The following is a 1965-nucleotide window of genomic DNA, read 5'->3' on the forward strand; positions in this document are numbered from 1 at the left end:
CCGGCTCGGGCGCGCCGGTGTCGGTGCCCAGCGGCGGGGGCAGGTCGCCGGGCGCGGGGGTCACAGGGTCCGCCCCCGGCGCCGGGGCGGGCGCGGCACCGCCTTCAGGGGCCTTCATGCCCGGCACGGGCGGATGGCCCTCGGGCAAGCCTGCCGGTCCGTCCGGCATCGGCTGATCGCCATTCATGGCCCCGTGCCCTTCCCCCATATGGCCTTCCATCATGCCGCCATGGCCCCCGGACATGTGGCCGTGGCCCTTGGGGCCGCCGTCCCGTCCCGGCATCGGCCCGCAATCCTGGCCCATCAGCGCGAACTGCATCTCGACATTGGCGGACAAGGCGACCTCGCCCGCAGCGATCGGCACCTTGGCGGCATCGGACGCGGCGCGCGCCTCCATCATCATCGGGCGCGGGCCTTCCATCGCGGGCGTGTCGCGCAAGGTCAGGACCGGGCCCAGCGTCAGGCCCGCGGCCTCGGCCAGAACCTCGGCCTTGTGGCGGGCGTCGGCCACGGCGGAACGCCGCGCCTCGTCCTCGGATGCGCTGCTGTCGTCGCGGGTGAAGCCGATGCCGTTTATCTCGTTCGCGCCCGCCGCGACGATGGCGTCCAGAACCTCGCCCAGCCGGGCCACGTCCTTGACGCGCACCGCGACCATATTGCTGGCCTGATAGCCGGTCACGGTGGGCGCGCGGCCCTCGGCGTAATCCATCACCGGGTTCAGGTTCAGCCCCGAGGTCTGGACATCCGCCCCCTCGATCCCCGCGCCGGCCAGCGCCTCGATCACGGCGGCCTGCCGGGTGGAATTCTGGGCCATCGCCTCGGCCGCGCTGGCGGCCTGCGTGGTCACGCCCAGCTGGATCGTCGCCATGTCGGGGGCCACCCGCGCCTCGCCCTGGCCGGTCACGGTCAGGCGCGACAGGCCCGGGTGGCACATGGAATGGCCGCCCTTGCCGGGGGCCGCCAGCGCGGGCGCGGCCAGCGCGAAGGCCGTCGATGCCGCCAGCGCGGCCCGGACCAGCTTGCGCGAAACCTGTGTCATGTGTTTGTCCCCTTTGCGGAAAATGCCGTTGGCCCATCAACACCGGGGACGCGGGCGAAGTTCAATGCAAATCCGTTCACGCCTGCGCCAGATTCACTTTCCCCATCCCGCGATTTCCGGTAGATCTGGCGTAATCCATCAAATCGCGGACCCACAACACGCGATCGTCATGAGCAGTGATCCACCATGAACAGACATATCGCGCCGCCCGAATTCGCCATGAGCTTCACCTCCGAGGCGGTGCTGCTGGAACATCGCGACGGCCTCGGCTGGCGGCCCCTGGGACAGGCCCCCTTCGCGGGGCGGGAAATGACGGCCCGGCTGGCGGCGATGCGCAACGGGGCGGGGGTGGTGCCGGGCGATCTGGACACGGTGCTGGTCATTCCCGACGACCAGATCCTTTACACCACGCTGACGGTCCCGGCGGGCTCGGACACGCCCAAGACCATCGCCCGCGCGCTGGAAGCGATGACCCCCTACGCCGCCGACGAACTGGCCTTCGACTGGTGCCCCGCCGCCAATGGCGACATCGAGACCCTGCGCATCGCCGCCGTCGCCCGCCGCACCCTGGAGGAGGCCGAGGATTTCGCCCGCGCCCAAGGCTTCCGCCCCGCAGGCTTCGTGGCGCGGCCCGATGACGCGCGCTTCGACGGCCAGCCCGACTTCGGGCCCAGCCGTCTGGCGGGCGACCATGTCATCCGCACCCCCTTCAGCCAGCCCGACCTGACGCAGGCCCGGGTGACGGCCCCCGCGGTGGCCGATCCCGCCGCCACGCCGCAGGCCGCCGTTCCGGCCATCTCGCGCATCGTGCCCCACCGGGTGATGCCCCCCGCGCCCGTCCAGGTTGCCCCCGCGCCCGCCGCCGAGGTGATCCGGCATGGCGAGCCCAGGCCCCCCGCCGCGCCGCGCGTCCTGTCGCCGCGCGC

The 1965-nt window shown here is 72.6% G+C and carries 1 protein-coding gene and 1 pseudogene; one reads left to right on the forward strand and one right to left on the reverse strand.

Annotation, left to right across the window (positions count from 1 at the left end; translation table 11 throughout):
• Positions 1–1039 (reverse strand): SIMPL domain-containing protein (locus JX613_RS19615; RefSeq protein ID WP_207103154.1); only part of this gene is annotated, 1039 nt, incomplete at its 3' end.
• Positions 1040–1225: 186 nt separating this feature from the next.
• On the opposite strand from JX613_RS19615, the pseudogene JX613_RS19620 reads away from it, so the two are divergent.
• Positions 1226–1965, forward strand: a pseudogene (locus JX613_RS19620) (hypothetical protein); the annotation flags it as partial.

This window comes from Paracoccus shandongensis (assembly GCF_017315735.1).
Lineage (GTDB): Bacteria > Pseudomonadota > Alphaproteobacteria > Rhodobacterales > Rhodobacteraceae > Paracoccus > Paracoccus shandongensis.